General features: G+C 70.4%; 12 protein-coding genes and 1 other RNA gene. 10 read left to right on the forward strand and 3 right to left on the reverse strand.

Annotated elements, in window-relative coordinates:
* Positions 1-6: 6 nt before the first annotated feature.
* Positions 7-1,113 (forward strand): peptide chain release factor 2, encoded by a 1,107-nt coding sequence (prfB, locus tag AOM46_RS00150; protein ID WP_062203739.1) that lies wholly within the window; start codon positions 7-9, stop codon positions 1,111-1,113.
* Between the two features lie 268 nt (positions 1,114-1,381).
* On the forward strand, positions 1,382-2,092 hold the full coding sequence (locus AOM46_RS00155; RefSeq protein WP_158920152.1) for an LPXTG cell wall anchor domain-containing protein: 711 nt from the start codon (positions 1,382-1,384) through the stop codon (positions 2,090-2,092).
* Between the two features lie 152 nt (positions 2,093-2,244).
* Here the strand turns inward: AOM46_RS00155 and AOM46_RS00160 are convergent, their stop codons facing one another.
* Positions 2,245-2,439 carry a hypothetical protein gene (locus AOM46_RS00160; RefSeq protein WP_062203746.1) on the reverse strand — a complete coding sequence of 65 codons (195 nt, stop codon included), beginning with the start codon at positions 2,437-2,439 and terminating at the stop codon, positions 2,245-2,247.
* Between the two features lie 236 nt (positions 2,440-2,675).
* On the opposite strand from AOM46_RS00160, the gene ftsE reads away from it, so the two are divergent.
* From ftsE to AOM46_RS00195, 7 genes are all read left to right on the forward strand, one after another.
* Positions 2,676-3,365: a cell division ATP-binding protein FtsE gene (gene ftsE / locus AOM46_RS00165; protein ID WP_062203749.1), complete on the forward strand. Its 690-nt coding sequence runs from the start codon at positions 2,676-2,678 to the stop codon at positions 3,363-3,365.
* A gap of 21 nt (positions 3,366-3,386) precedes the next feature.
* Entirely contained in the window at positions 3,387-4,295 is a 909-nt protein-coding gene (gene ftsX, locus AOM46_RS00170; RefSeq protein WP_062203752.1) for a permease-like cell division protein FtsX, read from the forward strand.
* 78 nt (positions 4,296-4,373) lie between these two features.
* On the forward strand, positions 4,374-5,519 hold the full coding sequence (locus tag AOM46_RS00175; protein ID WP_062203755.1) for a S41 family peptidase: 1,146 nt from the start codon (positions 4,374-4,376) through the stop codon (positions 5,517-5,519).
* Positions 5,520-5,588: 69 nt separating this feature from the next.
* Positions 5,589-6,068 (forward strand): SsrA-binding protein SmpB, encoded by a 480-nt coding sequence (smpB, locus tag AOM46_RS00180; protein ID WP_062203757.1) that lies wholly within the window; start codon positions 5,589-5,591, stop codon positions 6,066-6,068.
* A gap of 121 nt (positions 6,069-6,189) precedes the next feature.
* Positions 6,190-6,559: a transfer-messenger RNA gene (gene ssrA / locus AOM46_RS00185) on the forward strand.
* Positions 6,560-6,715: 156 nt separating this feature from the next.
* Positions 6,716-8,644: a penicillin-binding transpeptidase domain-containing protein gene (locus AOM46_RS00190; protein ID WP_062203761.1), complete on the forward strand. Its 1,929-nt coding sequence runs from the start codon at positions 6,716-6,718 to the stop codon at positions 8,642-8,644.
* A 248-nt stretch (positions 8,645-8,892) separates the two neighbouring features.
* Positions 8,893-9,879 carry a LysR family transcriptional regulator gene (locus tag AOM46_RS00195; protein WP_062203765.1) on the forward strand — a complete coding sequence of 329 codons (987 nt, stop codon included), beginning with the start codon at positions 8,893-8,895 and terminating at the stop codon, positions 9,877-9,879.
* 68 nt (positions 9,880-9,947) lie between these two features.
* Here the strand turns inward: AOM46_RS00195 and AOM46_RS00200 are convergent, their stop codons facing one another.
* Together AOM46_RS00200 and AOM46_RS00205 are read right to left on the reverse strand one after the other, a co-directional pair.
* Positions 9,948-10,949 carry a LuxR C-terminal-related transcriptional regulator gene (locus tag AOM46_RS00200; protein WP_062203767.1) on the reverse strand — a complete coding sequence of 334 codons (1,002 nt, stop codon included), beginning with the start codon at positions 10,947-10,949 and terminating at the stop codon, positions 9,948-9,950.
* Positions 10,950-11,127: 178 nt separating this feature from the next.
* Complete coding sequence (locus tag AOM46_RS00205; protein ID WP_062203770.1) at positions 11,128-12,036, reverse strand: helix-turn-helix transcriptional regulator; 909 nt, start codon at positions 12,034-12,036, stop codon at positions 11,128-11,130.
* A gap of 410 nt (positions 12,037-12,446) precedes the next feature.
* Between AOM46_RS00205 and AOM46_RS00210 the strand changes: the two genes are divergently transcribed.
* The gene (locus AOM46_RS00210) at positions 12,447-13,679 is read left to right on the forward strand and encodes an ATP-grasp domain-containing protein (RefSeq protein WP_158920154.1); all 1,233 of its coding nucleotides are present in this window, start codon (positions 12,447-12,449) and stop codon (positions 13,677-13,679) included.

The raw sequence follows: 13,679 nt of genomic DNA on the forward strand, positions 1-13,679 counted from the left end.
GGGGGGGTGGCAGTCGTCGATGTTTCCGAAGCGCTGAAGTCCCTCACCTCCACCATGGAGTCCATCGAGGCCGTGATCGATCTCGACCGGATGCGGGCCGACATCGCCCAGCTCGAAGAGCAGGCGGCGGCGCCCAGCCTCTGGGACGACCCGGAGAGCGCCCAGCAGGTCACCAGCCGGCTGTCGTGGCTCCAGGGCCAGCTGCGCAAGGTCGAGGAGCTGCACTCGCGCATCGACGACCTCGCGGTGCTCTTCGAGCTGGCCGAGGACGAGAGCGACGCGGACACCCGCCGGGAGGCCGAGGAGGAGCTGTCCTCGGTGCGCAAGTCCGTGGACGAGCTTGAGGTGCGCACCCTGCTCTCCGGCGAGTACGACCCCCGCGAGGCCATGATCAGCATCCGCGCCGAGGCCGGTGGCGTCGACGCGGCGGACTTCGCCGAGCAGCTGCAGCGGATGTATCTGCGCTGGGCCGAGCGCCGCGGCTACCCCACCGAGGTCCTGGACACCTCCTATGCCGAGGAGGCGGGGATCAAGTCCACCACCTTCACGGTCAAGGCCCCCTACGCCTACGGCACGCTCTCCGTCGAGCAGGGCACCCACCGGATGGTGCGGATCTCCCCGTTCGACAACCAGGGCCGCCGTCAGACGTCGTTCGCCGGCGTCGAGGTGCTTCCGGTGGTGGAGCAGACGGACCATATCGAGATCCCGGAGAACGAGATCCGGGTGGATGTCTTCCGCTCCTCGGGCCCGGGTGGTCAGTCCGTCAACACCACGGACTCAGCCGTCCGTATCACGCATCTGCCGACCGGCATCGTGGTCTCCTGTCAGAACGAGAAGTCCCAGATCCAGAACCGCGCCGCCGCGATGCGCGTGCTCCAGGCGCGCCTTCTCGCCCATCAACGTGCCGCCGAGCAGGCCAAGATGGACGCGCTCAAGGGCGATGGCGGAAACTCCTGGGGCAACCAGATGCGGAGTTACGTTCTTCAGCCGTACCAGATGGTCAAGGACCTGCGCACGGATCATGAAGTCGGAAACCCGCAGGGCGTGTTGGACGGGGATATCGACGAGTTCCTCGATGCGGGAATCCGCTGGCGTAAACAGCACGAGAAGTAACCTTCACACAACTCTTCATCCTGGGAAGCCACTTACCGGACATCCTGCTTGACGTGGATGCTTTCAGGGGGAAAGCTGTTCGCTTGGCACGCCTGTCATCCGTGGGTGCGAGCTGCGCACGGGGCGCGCGAGAGTCTAGGTGAGTGCCCCGCACGGCCATCGCTCTTGCGTGAGGCGGCTCCATTGACGGGACACTGTCACGAACCATATAGCTACAGGGGGTAGTGAATAGATGGCCAGTCCCAAGACACGGGCCAACGTGGCACGGGTGGCCGCAGCGGCTGTCTTCGCCGCCGGCGCCTCGCTCGCCGTGGTCGGCACCGCGTCGGCGAGCAACAACTCCGCCAAGCCTCCGGCGGGCAGCAACGACGCCGCCATCGACGGTGTCCTTGAGGGCACCCTTGACGGTCTGCTCGAGGGTGCGATCGGGGGCGACGACGAGGGTCCGGGCGGCGAGGAGCCGGGCGACCCCGAGGGTCCCGGTGAGGACCCGGGTGGTCCGGGCGAGGACCCGGGTGGTCCGGGCGAGGACCCGGGTGGTCCGGGTGAAGACCCGGGCGGTCCCGGTGAGGACCCGGGTGGTCCGGGCGAGGACCCGGGTGGTCCGGGTGAAGACCCGGGTGGCCCCGGTGAGGACCCGGGTGGTCCGGGCGGCGAGGACCCCGAGGGCCCCGGTGGGGACCCGGGTGACCCCGAGGGTCCGGGCAACGGCCCCGAGGGAGTTGCCGAGGGCGCCAGCAGTGGCGGGCTTGAGCCCGACACCGAGGGGGGCAGCAGCCCGATCGAGCAGGACACTCCCACCGAGGACCTGACCGAGACCGAGGTGCCGGCGGAGGAGGACCGCGGCGAGCTCGCCGAGACCGGTTCCTCCACCAACGAGACGCTGCTGATCATCGGTGCCGCCACCATGATCGCCGGTGGCGTCGGCTTCCGTTACCTTCCGCGTCTGATCAACAAGGGTGGCGCCGCCGCTGCCTGAGGGCCGCGCTGACGCATCCTGACACACGGCGACGGGCCCGGAACGCAGAGTCGTTCCGGGCCCGTTGTCCGTGTTCCGGACCGCTCCCGTCGACGTTCCGGGCCGCTCCCGCCGACAGGCGCTCGCGAGCGGCCCCCGCCCCGGCCTCTCGCTCAGGCCGGGCGGGCCACCAGGAGGGCCACGGCGGCCAGCCCCAGCAGCAGGGCGATCAGCCCAGCGGGGCCGCCCAGCGTGGCCCAGGGGTTTCGTTCCTGCCGGAGCCGCGCCAGCTCGGCACGGCATACCGCGCACCGCCCCTCGCTCACCCGCCCCGCGCAGTTCGCGCATACCAGCCACTCGGCGGTCATGCGATCGTCTCCTCTCGATCCCCCCGTCACCCTCCACTGTGCCAGGAACGCGGCGCGAACGCAGACCGCGCGCGGGAGACGGAACCGCCGGTCGGTGCCGCAGCGAAACCCCTACAAGAACGGACAAGCGGGATGCCGTTGTGGGCGCCGACTGCGCGCCGCGCGGCGCTTCGCGTAGGGTCTGCCCCAGCGTGGGGAAGCCCCTCGCAGATACCCAGTCCCGACATGGTGTAACCGTGATTCGATTCGACAACGTCTCCAAGACATATCCCCGGCAGCAGGCGCCGGCGCTCAGCGGCGTCTCGCTGGAGGTCGAACGTGGCGAGTTCGTCTTCCTGGTGGGTTCGTCAGGCTCGGGCAAGTCCACCTTCCTGCGGCTGCTGCTGCGCGAGGAGCGTGCCTCCCAGGGCACCGTGCACGTGCTGGGCAAGGACCTGGGCCGGCTGTCCAACTGGAAGGTTCCCCAGGTGCGGCGTCAACTCGGGACGGTCTTCCAGGACTTCCGGCTGTTGCCCAACAAGACCGTGGGGGAGAACGTCGCGTTCGCCCTGGAGGTCATCGGCAAGCCGCGCGGGCAGATCCGCAAGACGGTGCCCGAAGTGCTGGACCTGGTCGGTCTGGGCGGCAAGGACGACCGGATGCCGGGCGAGCTCTCCGGCGGTGAACAACAACGCGTCGCGATCGCCCGGGCGTTCGTCAACCGTCCGATGCTGCTGATCGCGGACGAGCCCACCGGCAACCTGGACCCGCAGACGTCGGTCGGCATCATGAAGCTGCTGGATCGCATCAACCGCACCGGAACCACGGTGATCATGGCCACCCACGACGCCCAGATCGTGGACCAGATGCGTAAGCGCGTGATCGAGCTCGAACGTGGTCGGTTGGTCCGTGACCAAGTACGCGGCGTCTACGGCTACCAACACTGACTCGACCACTGGAAGGACGCCATGCGCGCTCACTTCGTCCTCTCGGAGATCGGGGTCGGTCTCCGTCGCAATCTGACGATGACCTTCGCGGTGATCGTCTCCGTCGCCCTCTCCCTGGCCCTGCTGGGAGGTGCGCTGTTGGCCAGGAAACAGGTCAACAGCATGGAGGACTTCTGGTATGACCGGGTCGAGGTGTCGATCTTCCTCTGCAACGAGATCGACGCGGAGAACGACGCGGCCTGCTCCCGGGGGGCGGCGACCGACGAGCAGCGGGACGCGATCTACGACGAGTTGAAGGAGCTGCCGCTCGTCGAGGAGGTCTATGTCGAGTCCGCCGAGGAGGCGTACGAGCGCTACCAGGAGCAGCAGAAGGACTCGCCGTTCGCCGCCGTGGTGACGCCCGAGCAGATGCAGCAGTCGCTGCGGGTCAAGCTGGAGGACCCGACCCAGTACGAGGTGATCTCCTCGGCCTTCGCCGGCCGGGAGGGCGTGCAGTCCGTCACGGACCAACGTTCCCTGTTGGAGAACCTGTTCAACCTGTTGAACGGTGTGAACGTCGCCGCGCTGGGGCTGATGCTGCTGATGCTGGTGGTGGCCGTGCTGCTGATCGTGAACACGGTGCGGGTGTCGGCGTTCAGCCGACGGCGGGAGACCGGGATCATGCGGCTGGTGGGGGCGTCCAGCTTCTATATCCAGATGCCCTTCATCCTGGAGGCCACCATCGCCGGGCTGATGGGCGCGCTCTTCGCCTGTGTGCTGCTCCTCGGCGTCTACTTCGCGATCGACAACTTCCTCGCGGAACGCATCCCGGTGATCGACTTCGTCGGCTGGGACGCGGTGTTCTCGGTGCTCCCCTATGTCCTCGCGGTGGGCGTGGCGATGCCGGCCCTTGCAGCATTCTTCGCGTTGTACAAGTACCTGAAGGTGTAATTCGGGTGTGACGTATCCCCGGTGCGCGCCGGATGCCAACTGCCGTGCGCGCGCCGGAGATGTCCTACACTCCGCAGCATGTCACGTCCGTCCCACCGTGGTTCGTCCCGGAGCGTCCGGAGTGGTGTGGCCCTGGCCTGTGTCTTCACCGGGGTGTTGGCCGCCGGCGCGGTCACCGGATCCTGGCCCGAGGCGGCCGACGGCGTCGAGTCGCGGGTGCTCGCCTCCGGCCTCAGCCGCTCGGGCGGCACCGCGCCCGCGGCCGAGGACGATGCCAGACGGCTGGTGAGCGACAGCGGGGACCGCTGGTCGGCCGCCTATACCGCCGAGGAGTACGAACAGCTGCGCCGCGGCCTTGAGGGCGAGTACGTCGGCACCGGAATAGCGGTGTTGCGCACCGCCGACGGCCGGATCGAGGTCGCCGAGGTGCACCGGGACAGCCCGGCCGAGCGGGCCGGGATCGCGCCGGGCGACGAGATCCTGGCCATCGACGGGGTGCCGCTGGCCGGTGGCCCGGTCACCGATGTGGTCAGCCGGCTGCGCGGCAGCGACCAGGCCGAACAGGCGGGTCCTGGCAGCACGGTCCTGCTGGAGCTGGCACGTGACGACCGCCGCTGGGATCTTGAGGTCGAACGGGCCAGGCTCGCCGTGCGCAGCGTCTCGGTCTCCGAGAGCGGCGACGGCGTCACCCGGATCGAGGTGAGCTCCTTCACCCGGGGGGCGGCCGAGCTGCTGCGCGAGGCGGTGGCCGAGGTGCCGGACGACCACGGGATCGTGCTCGACCTGCGGGGCAACGCGGGCGGGCTGCTCACCGAGGCGGCCGAGGCGGCTTCGGTCTTCCTGGACGGCGGACTGGTCGCCACCTACGAGGTCTACGGCGACGAGCGGGCCCTGCACGCCGAGTCCGGCGGGGACACCGGCACGCCGCTGGTGGTGCTGGTGGACGGCGGCACCATGAGCTCGGCCGAGATGCTGACCGGCGCCCTCCAGGACCGCAACCGCGCGGTGATCGTCGGCGCCAGGACCTTCGGCAAGGGCACGGTGCAGATGCCGAGCGAGCAGCCGGACGGATCGGTGGCCGAGCTGACCGTTGGGCACTATGTCACCCCGTCGGGGCGGACGGTCGACGAGGACGGGATCGTGCCCGATCTGCTGGTCGGCTCGGGGCAGGACGCCGAGGAGGAGGCCAGGACGGTGCTCGGCGGGCTGGAGGCCGGAGGCTAGCCGGGGGCGGCGGCGGGCCGGGAAAATCCCCGGGGCCGGCGGCGGGCTGATGGGTAGACTTGGCGGGCCATGGCTAAGGAAAAGGGTCGCAAACTCATCGCGCAGAACAAGCGGGCGCGGCATGACTACCACATTCTGGATACCTATGAGTGTGGTCTGGTGCTGACCGGCACCGAGGTCAAGTCGCTGCGCGCCGGTCGCGCCTCGTTGGTCGACGGCTTCGGCCAGCTCGATGCCGGTGAGGTCTATCTGCACAATGTGCACATTCCGGAGTACGCGCAGGGCACGTGGACGAACCACAGCGCCCGGCGCAAGCGCAAGCTGCTGCTGCACCGTGCCGAGATCGACAAGCTGATCGGCAAGCTCCAGGAGTCGGGGCTGACCCTGGTGCCGCTCGCGCTGTACTTCTCGAACGGTCGGGCCAAGGTCGAGATAGCGCTGGCCAGGGGCAAGCGCGAGTACGACAAGCGGCAGACGCTGCGCGAGAAGCAGGACCGCAGGGAGGCGGAGCGGACGATGTCGGCGGTCCGCCGCCGGGAGCGCGGCTGACGGCCGTCGCGCTATACTGGACGACGGAGCACAGCGCACGAGCCGGGCCCTCGAACGGGGCGGTGCCGCGAGGCGGGCCGGGGCAGGAAGTATCCCGGTGGCTCGTTTGTTAACTCAACATGGGGATGATCGGTTTCGACAGCGAATGTTGAAGCAGGGGAAGCGAGCCGAGGAAGCGGCAATGATCTCGTTAACCATATGTCGCAAAAAAATAATCGCCGATTCCAAGCGCGATTCCTTCGCCCTCGCTGCCTAAGTAGCGAACGCGAAGTGTCAGTCCGGGCTTGTTCCCGTCCCGGGTCCTGGCATCAGCTAGGGGACTCACCGTTCACTCCGGTCACGGGAGTTGAGCGGGACACCAAACAGTGACTGAGCCCGTCGGAGACTTGTCCGCGTGATCTCCGGGGCCGAGAAAATCGCAGCGGACTGCGCTCGGAGAAGCCCTCCTTCTGCTTCGTTGGACGCGGGTTCGATTCCCGCCATCTCCACCTCAGTGCCGGCCCGGTAGCCCCGGGCCGGCGCATCGCCCCGATCCGGTGCTCCGGATCGGGGTTTTTCCATGCCCACGACTGGCTCTCCGCCGTTTCCGGGCCCCTTGTCTCCGCGCACGCCCGGCTTTTGACAGTGTGGCCGGGTAAGGTCGCGCCATGGCGAACAGCGGATCTGGATGGATTCCCGCGCGAACGTCCGGGAGTTGGCGGAGCCACCGTTGGACGTTCATCGGCGCAGCGGCGCTGGTGACGGTGCTGGCCGTGGGGGCGGTGCTGCTGCTGCGCGGTGGCGGCGGGGACAACGGGAACGAGCGGGCCCGGGCGGCTGTCCAGGACTTTCTGGACGCCTGGGCCGAAGGGGAGTTGGCGCGGGCGGCCGAGGGCACGGACGATCCGGCGGAGGCCGAGTCCCTGCTGGAGTCGGTGATGTCCAACACCGCCCCGGAGGAGATCTCCTTCGAGGTCGGCGACGACAGCGCGCCGTCGGACGCGGCGCAGGCCCCGGACGGCGCGCGGGCGGTGCCGTTCACCGCCCGGCTCACGCTCGCCGGGTTCGGGGAGCTGTCCTACGAGAGCGAGGCCCTGGCGGTGCCGGGGGAGGGCGACGCCTGGACGCTGCGCTGGGAGTCCGCCCTGCTGCATCCCGAGTTGGCGGAGGGCCAGACGCTGGTCAACACCGTGCTCTGGCCGGAGCGTGCCCCCATACTGGCGGCCGACGAGAGCCCCCTCGCCGATCGTGCCCCGGTGTGGGAGATCAGCATATGGCCGGCCCAACTCACCGACGAGGAACGGGCCTGGAGCGTGCTGGAGGAGCTGGACGCCGGTATAGACGTGGCGGCGTTGAGCGAGCGGGTCGCCGAGGCGGAGCCGGACCAGGCGGTGCCGGTGGTCACGGTGCGCGAGGAGGTCTACGCGGCGCATGCCGAGGAGCTGCTTCCGGTGCCGGGGCTCCAGTTCGCCGAGCGGGAGCGGACGTTGGCGCTCGCGGCCCGCGCGGTGGTCGGGAGCGTCGATCCGGAGACCGGCGAGGGCACATCGGGGCTCCAGGCGCGGTATCAGGAGCTGTTGGCCGGCACGCCGGGGGCCAGGCTGGTGATCGCGGACCGCGCCACCGGCGAGGCGGTGCGCACCCTGGAGGAGCGGGAGGGCGAGTCGGGGCGGCCCGTCGCCACCACCATCGATCCCGAGGTGCAGCGGGCGGCGGAGGAGGCGCTGGCCGACGCGGGCAAGGACGGTTCCATCGTGGCGGTGCGGCCGTCGACGGGCGAGGTGTTGGCGTTGGCCGACGCCCCGGCGGGCGGGTTCGACCGTTCCCTCCAGGGGCAGTTGCCGCCCGGGTCCACCTTCAAGGTGATCACCGCGGCGCATCTGCTGGAGAGCGGGGTGGCGGTGGACGATCCGCTCGGCTGCCCGCGCTATGTCACGGTCAACGGCCAGCGCTTCGAGAACCAGGGCGAGTTCGAGCTGGGGGACGACACGGATCTGCATGACGCGTTCACCGCCTCGTGCAACACCGCCTTCATCGGCCAGCTGGACCGTTTCGAGCCCGATTCGTTGGGCGCGACGGCGGAGGCGTTCGGTATCGGCGGCACCTGGGACGTGGGCGCCGCCACGTTCGACGGCGCGGTGCCGGTCAGCGAGGAGGACAACCAGCTGGCCGCCTCGCTGATCGGGCAACACCAGGTGCAGGCCAGTCCGTTGGTGATGGCATCGGTGGCGGCGACGGTCGCGGCCGGTGGGTTCCACCAGCCGGTGCTGGTGCCGGAGGCGGTGGAGGCCCCGCACGCCCCGGCCGTCGAGCTGTCCGACGCCACCTTCGAGGCGCTGCGCGGCCTGATGCGGGACACGGTGACGGAGGGCTCCGCCTCGGCGCTGGCCGGGGTGCCGGGCGAGCCGCATGGCAAGACCGGCACCGCCGAGTTCGAGAACGAGGAGGGCGAGGTGGCCACGCACGCCTGGATGATCGGCTATCTGGGCGCGGAGGACGTGGCGTTCGCGGTGATGTTGGAGGACGGCGGTTCGGGCGGCCGGGACGCGGGGCCGCTGGCGGCCGACTTTCTGAACGGGTTCCTCGGCCGGGGCTGAGCCGCCCCGGTCGGGCCCCGCGGGTCCGCTCGGCGGCGCGGGGTCCAGACCAGCAGGCCGCCGGCCGTGGTGAGCAGGGGACGAGGGCGGTCGCCGGAGGCCGCCTCCTGGCGTCGTCGGGCATCGGAAAAGGAAGGACCAGGCATGTTCCCCAGCCTGGCCGGACGCTCCCTTGGGCGTCCAACACCAGGTCAGCGGGCATTTACCGGCCCGTGGTGTGAATCGCGGGCGGGCGGGGGGCCGGGAAGATGACGCGGGACACCGACCCCAGGCTGCTGCGCTCGTTCGTCGCGGTCGCCGAGGAGTTGCACTTCACCCGGGCCGCCGCCCGGCTCTTCGTGGCGCAGCAGGCGTTGAGCCGGGACATCGCCCGGCTGGAGCGCGGCTGGGGGACGACGCTCTTCGTCCGCAGCACCCGCCGGGTCGCGCTCACCCCCGCCGGCGTGCGGCTGCTCCCGTTGGCCCGCGAGGTGTTGGCCGCGCACACCCGGCTGGCGGCCGAGGTGGGGCGGGGCGGCAGCCGGCCGCTGGTCGTCGATGTCGGCGCGCCGGCCGCCACCGGCCATCGGGTGCTGGACGCCGCGCGTGAGGCCGCGCCCGAGGTGGAGCTCGTCGCCCGGTTCCGCAGCGGTCTGGCCGGCGCGGCGCTTGAGGTGCTGGACGGCCGGCTGGATGTCTCCTTCGGCCGGGTGGCGGGGCTGGCGCCGGCGTCGCGCGCCGAGTTGGCGCACCGCCTCGTCCGCTACGAGCGGCTGGCGGTGCTGCTGCCGGACGGGCACCGGCTGGCCGCGCTGCCCCGGGTGCCGATGGCCGCGCTGGCCGGCGAGACGATCTACGCGGCGGCCGGCAACGAGGACACCACGGAGTGGACGGACTACGCCAGGGCGCTCTTCGCCGCCTGGGACATCGGGTTGGTCCCGCCCTTTCCCAAGATCGAGGGGGACGCCGAGTTCAGCCGGACGGTGCGCCGGCAGGGCTGGACGGTGCTGATCAACGACGCCTTCATGGAGATCCCGGGGACGGTGGCCCGCGCGCTGGTCGATCCGGTGCCGATCTCCCCGGTTTCCATGGTGTGGCGGCGGGGGCTGCGGCATCCGGGCCTCGACGTGCTGCTGGAGCAGGCCCGGCGGCTGGGCGTCGCCGAGGGCTGGGCGCACCGGCCGTCGGACCACTGGCTGCCCGAGGCGGACCGCGCGCTGCTCTCGGAGGCCGGCCAGCCGGACCGACCGGACTGAGCGGGCTCCGAAGGCGCTGACGGCTCCCAAGGCTCCCAAGGCCCCGAAGGCGCTGACGGCCCCCTGGGTCAGCTGGTGAGCCAGCCCCGGGCGGCGGCCCGTACGCCCGCCTGGAAGCGGTTGGTGGCGCCCAGCCGGTGCATCAGTTGGGCCACCACCCGGCTCACCGACCGCTGGGAGACGCCGAGGCGTTCGGAGATCTCGTCGTTGGAGAGGCCGGCCGCCATCATCAGCAGCACATCGCGGTCCAGCCCGACGGGGGCCGCGGTGGGCGCGTGGTCCTGGGGGGCGGGCGGCGGCGGTTCGGCGAAGTCCTGGGCCTCGCTCCAGCAGAGGCCGAAGAACTGGCGGGCGTAGTCGACCACGGCCAGGTCGCGGACCAGGGCCACTCCGGCGGACGAGTTCGCCGGGTCGAGCGGCAGCACCGCCACGTCCCCGTCGTAGATCAGCAGCCGGGAGGCCAGGACGCCGGTGACGCGGGCCTCGCAGCCGGCGGCGAGCAGCCGCTCCACATGGCGGGCGGTGGGCCGGTGGTGGCGGGCGCCGTGCTGGTAGAGGGCGCGGATCCGGACGCCGCGTTTGAGCAGGCCCAGGGAGACGGGCCGGGAGGCGCGGAGGGCCGCCTCGGTCTGGCCGCCGCCGGGGACGACGGAGTCCAGGGACTCGGTGCAGGTGCGGGCCAGATCGTCGATGACGGCGCGGATGTTCTCGATGCCCTCGACGACCTCGATGCTGGTGCGCGCCGAACGCAGCGAGCGGGCCTGGAGGTAGTCGCCGGAGAGGGCGTGCAGTCGTTCCCTGGTGGCGGCCATCGCCACCCGTCGTTCCAGGATGTCGCCCTCGATCGGCGCCAGCAGGGACTCGGCGGCGTTCTCCGGGTTGATGGCGACCCAGCCGCCGCCGGGCGAGGGCTGCAGGAGGCCGAGCCGGGCGAGCCTTCGTTCGGCGTCCAGCACCTCCTCCACCGTCAGCTCCAGCTGCCGGGACAGCTCGTTGGCGTCCGCCGTGGGGTGGGTGACCCGGAGTTGGTAGATCCGTACCGTGGTGGCGTCGATCTCGTGGTCGATCACGTCAGTCGCTTCCCTGTCGGGACAACCTCCGCCGGGGGAACGGAGGTTCTGGAGACAGTTGGGGTCGGACAGTCGAGGACGGTCGGCTGCGTGGGGTTGGTTGCGCGAGTGCGGTCGCGCGCGGGCGGTTGCGAGGGTGGGGCGTGGGCGGGGAGGTGTCGCGTGGGGGCGCGACGGGTCAGGTGAGCCAGCCCTGGAGCGCCGCCCGGGCCCCGGCCTGGAACCTGCTGTCGGCGCCGAGACGTTCCATCAGCCTGGCCACGATCCTGCTCACCGACCGTGGTGACATGCCGAGTTGGTGGGCGATGGCTTCGTCCTTCTTGCCGGCGGCCATCAACACCAGGACGTCACGCTCCACATCGCTCGGCTCGCTGCCCGAGCGCTGGTCCTCCTCGGCGAAGTCGATCGCGCGGTCCCAGTAGTGCTCGAAGAGCTGCTGGAGGAAGTTGAGGACGGCGGGCGCCCGCACCAGGGCGACGCCGGCCGCCGTGTGCAGCGGGTCGATCGGCAGCACCGCGCAGCTGGCGTCGTAGATCAGCATCCGGGAGGGCAGCACGCTGGCGCTGCGCACCTGGGCGCCGGCGCCCACCAGGGTCGCCGCGTAGACCACGGTGGCGCGGTGTTTGCGGGCGGTGTGCTGGAACAACATCCGGGTCTTGACGCCGCGTTCCAACGTTTCAAGGTCGAGCGGGGTGGCGGCGCGGATGGCGCCCTCCGGCTGGCCGCCGCCGGGGACGAGGGCGTCCAGCGTCTCGGTGCAGGTGCGGGCCAGATCGTCGATGACGGCGCGGATGTTCTCGATGCCCTCGACCACCTCGATGCTGCTCTTGGCCGACCGCATGGAGCGGGCTTCGAGATAGTCGCCGGAGAGGGCGTGCAGCCTGGCCCTGGTCGCGGCCATGGCGATCCGCCGCTGGAGGATGTCCTGTTCGAGGGGGGCCAACAGGGCGTCGGCGGCGCTCTCCGGGCTGATCGCCACCCGGCCGCCGCTGGGCGAGGTGCGCAACAGGCCGAGGGTGAAGAGGCGTTCTTCGGACGAGGTGACCTCGTCCTCGGTCAATCCGGCGCGGACCGCGATCTGACTCACGGAATCTGTGGGATGGATCACGCGGAGCCGGTAGACTCGGGTCGCCGCTGCGTCTATTTCGCCGGATTCGTGCACGCTCTTCTTCCTCGAACGACGTCGGCCAGCCCCTTGGCGTCAACTTGACAGGCGAGATGATGCCACAGTGACTCTATCGACTTCTCCGTGAATGCTCGTGAGCATGATTGCGCCAGCATGCCACTCATGTTCGTCTATGTGGACACGGAAGAGGGAACCCGTGAAGAAGTTTGCTCTCGCCCTTAGCGCAGCCCTTTTGGTCGCGGCTGTGTCCGGAGGAGTAGCCGCCGCTCAGGGCTCCGCCTCGGAATCCGGTTCGAACCAGGCCGTCTCGACGCTCAACATCTGGGCCTGATCAAGGGTCTCGGAAGGTCCGTGTGAGCAGCGAGGGCGGCATGATCAAGCCACCAGCGCCGTTGGCGGTGCTGCTCAGCCCGCGGCGATCCGTGGTCGAGGCCGCCAGAGCTGTGGGTGCCCGCAGCCTGGTCCTCGCGCCGGACCTTTCGAGCCCCGAGATCCAGGAGGCCGTGGAACTGGCCGACGAGGCCATGACCGTGGAGTGGTCCGACCACTCGCGGTTGATGATGTCCATCGGTCACCTCGCGAACCTTCCTGTCAGGATCTCCGTCTTCGGTTTCGCCGAGGCCAGCGCACTCGCGGCGGCCCGGGCGAACGAGGTGCTGCGTTTTCCTGGCAATCCCCATGCGGCCGTCGCGTACCTCACGGACAAGGCGGCCCTGCGTGGCAAGGTCAACCAGCTCACCGGTGCCCCCGTCCGGTTCGAGCAGTGCGACCGGGCCGCACACCTGGAAGCCGCCGCCGCGCGAGTGGGCTTTCCGTGTGTGGCCAAGCCACGCACCGGGTTCGGCGGCCAGGGCGTCCATCTGCTGCGTGACGCGGCGGACGCGGCGCTCCTGGCCGCCGGACTGGCGGCGGAACCCGCCCTGATCGTCGAGGAGTTCCTGGAGGGCCCGGAGTTCAGCGTGGAGGCCCACTCCCGGGCGGGCACCCACACCATCCTGGCGGTGTCCAGGAAGTACACCTCGGGGATACCCGAGGGCACCGAGACGGGCTACGACCTGCCGGCGGAACTGGATGAGGAAACGACTCAGCAGATCCACCAGTTGGTGGTGGCCACCCTCAACACCGCGGGACACCGCAGTGGCCCATCCGGGACCGAGGTGATCCTCACCAAGGCGGGGCCACGCCTGATCGAGTCGCACGCCCATCCGGGCGAGGACTGGATCAGCGATCTGCTGGTGCTCGCGGAGGGCACGGACCTCGCGGCGCTGACCATCGCCGCCGCGCTCGAACTGCCCCAGCCGGCCAGCCGACCACCGCGCCGCTACGCCGGTATCCGTCAACTGCGCCTGCCACCCGGAGTGTTGGCGGCCGTGGAGGGCGTCAACGAGGCGTTGGCGCTGCCCGGGGTGACGGGGGTCGAGATCTCCGTCCCCCTGGGCGGCCATGTTCCGGAGACCACCAGCCGGGTCGCCGGACATGGTTCCGTCACCGCTGTCAGTGACGGCCCCCAGGCGTTGGAAGCCGTGCTCAGAAAGGCGCAGGACACCCTTCGGCCGATCGTGGTACCCGTGTCCGCAAGCGAGGAGGAGCACTCTGCTGCCTGA

Source organism: Streptomyces sp. NBRC 109706, assembly GCF_000974485.1.
GTDB lineage: Bacteria > Actinomycetota > Actinomycetes > Streptomycetales > Streptomycetaceae > Streptomyces.

What these genes read in the sequence shown, in the direction of transcription:
- AOM46_RS00160 (WP_062203746.1), bottom strand. Translation starts at nt 2,439, where the DNA reads ATGACCGCCGAGTGGCTGGTATGCGCGAACTGCGCGGGGCGGGTGAGC.
- ftsX (WP_062203752.1), top strand. Translation starts at nt 3,387, where the DNA reads ATGCGCGCTCACTTCGTCCTCTCGGAGATCGGGGTCGGTCTCCGTCGC.
- AOM46_RS00175 (WP_062203755.1), top strand. Translation starts at nt 4,374, where the DNA reads ATGTCACGTCCGTCCCACCGTGGTTCGTCCCGGAGCGTCCGGAGTGGT.
- smpB (WP_062203757.1), top strand. Translation starts at nt 5,589, where the DNA reads ATGGCTAAGGAAAAGGGTCGCAAACTCATCGCGCAGAACAAGCGGGCG.
- AOM46_RS00190 (WP_062203761.1), top strand. Translation starts at nt 6,716, where the DNA reads ATGGCGAACAGCGGATCTGGATGGATTCCCGCGCGAACGTCCGGGAGT.
- AOM46_RS00195 (WP_062203765.1), top strand. Translation starts at nt 8,893, where the DNA reads ATGACGCGGGACACCGACCCCAGGCTGCTGCGCTCGTTCGTCGCGGTC.
- AOM46_RS00210 (WP_158920154.1), top strand. Translation starts at nt 12,447, where the DNA reads ATGATCAAGCCACCAGCGCCGTTGGCGGTGCTGCTCAGCCCGCGGCGA.